Source organism: Xenorhabdus sp. Sc-CR9 (assembly GCF_963897815.1).
GTDB lineage: Bacteria > Pseudomonadota > Gammaproteobacteria > Enterobacterales > Enterobacteriaceae > Xenorhabdus.
Genome location: NZ_CAWQTY010000058.1, coordinates 1 through 1,649 on the forward strand (window position 1 = coordinate 1; position 1,649 = coordinate 1,649).

The 1,649-nt window shown below is 32.6% G+C and carries 2 protein-coding genes; one reads left to right on the top strand and one right to left on the bottom strand.

Translation table 11 applies throughout. The annotated features are described in order from the left end of the window. The first annotated feature begins 712 nt into the window (after positions 1-712). Entirely contained in the window at positions 713-1,048 is a 336-nt protein-coding gene (locus AACQ81_RS03245) for a lysozyme (RefSeq protein ID WP_443089581.1), read from the top strand. A 243-nt stretch (positions 1,049-1,291) separates the two neighbouring features. On the opposite strand, the gene AACQ81_RS03250 is transcribed toward AACQ81_RS03245, so the two are convergent. Beyond that, positions 1,292-1,618 carry a VOC family protein gene (locus tag AACQ81_RS03250; RefSeq protein WP_237388466.1) on the bottom strand — a complete coding sequence of 109 codons (327 nt, stop codon included), beginning with the start codon at positions 1,616-1,618 and terminating at the stop codon, positions 1,292-1,294. Between the last annotated feature and the right edge of the window lie 31 nt (positions 1,619-1,649).

Sequence of the window (1,649 nt, forward strand, 5' to 3'; positions counted from 1 at the left end):
GAACGCCCATTGCGATGGATCCCTTTCACGGCGGAACAAGAGGGGCAAGTCACATCAATCTTTGCCATTTGAATGTTCTCCAAATAGACAGACTATACATGATTCAATAGATTGATGTCACGACCCAATTATAAATGAAGACTAAAATGAAGAGTTATAGCTTAATAATCCGTATATGTGCCATTTATGAGGTAGGTTTTTCAAAACGATATTTCAGTGAAAAGAATGTGGGAACACGGATTTGTGCAAAAGTATTTACAGCGGATTTGCAATAATAGAAGACAAAAAAGCCAATTCGGTTTTTGAACTGGCTTATATTTGTGTTAGTACAATGCTTACATGAAGCGAGTTGTTGACAACCGGATAACAACACAGTGTACGTTTGAGAGGAAAGATTTAACAGATTTCATGATGATGCCCTTTGAAGGTTATAAATTGTGATTTACTTCACGAAAATCTAAATTCTAAGGGAGATTTTATGCTCAAAATAAAAAGAGTCAAGATTTTTATTAAAATTTTTTTTAAAATTTAAATATTTTTTGTGTTTTAAGTTATCCATATGAAATATAAGTAAAATATTTTTTGATGCTGGAATCTGCTACGTCAATACCGCAGTAACTTCATTGGTTTTTTATTTGACTATAATTTCATCTTTAGATTGTTTTTTCGACAAACTTTAACCTGACACGTAAATTAACAGTGGAGATGGAGTATGGAAATTACTGAAAAGGGTATTGATAAGCTTAAAAGTTATAACGGCTTGAAATTGAAAGCATATCCTAACCCAGCCACAGGAGCAGAGCCTTGGACAATTTGGTATGGTCACACAAAAGGAGTTAATCCTGGTCAATTGATTCCGGTACAACAGGCAGAAGTGTTTTTACATCAAGACCTTATTCCTATTTATGGTGTCACTCAACAATTAGTCAAGGTATCTCTAACACAAGGACAGTTTGATGCTTTATGCTCATTTATTTTTAATCTGGGAATAAGTAATTTTGCTCATTCAACGTTATTGAAAAAATTGAATGCAGATGATTATCAATGAGCCTCAGAAGAGTTTTTGAAATGGGATCGTGCTGATGGGAGCGTGTTGTCAGATTTGAATATGCGAAGAGAGTCAGGGCGTCAAGATTTTTTTATAATAAATAATCTGATGATTTTATTCACTACCCAATGAGTAATATGAATATATTTAGTTTTAGGCTATTAGAGATGCATGATGAAAATTTAGTCTAATGAAAATTACTAATAGCCTAATTAAATAAGGGGTTAATAAGAAAATAAATGACTATACTTCTGATGAACTATTTTGTAAAACAATACGATAGCCATCTATATCTTCAAAAGTTTTTCCATGTTTATCCCAATAAGGATTGTAAGAAGGAACTAGAATAAAACCAGCTTCTTGCATTGACTTTATTTGTTCCAGCCATTCTTGTTTATCTTCGATATAAAAAGCTAATAAATTATCTTTTGTTGGAGACTTTCCAACATGAGTATTCTTATGATGAGTAAATTCTAAATAGCTTGTCAAAATGGTAGGAGTATCAAAGAAACTCGATCCTAAATTTGCGAAATTTTTGTTCCCAAAACGCAAAATCACAGAAAAAAGGATCGAGTCATGCTTATCATACCATCCACTTCCC

Excerpts from the sequence above, each read along its gene's own strand:
- AACQ81_RS03245 (WP_443089581.1), top strand. The coding sequence starts at position 713 with ATGGAAATTACTGAAAAGGGTATTGATAAGCTTAAAAGTTATAACGGC.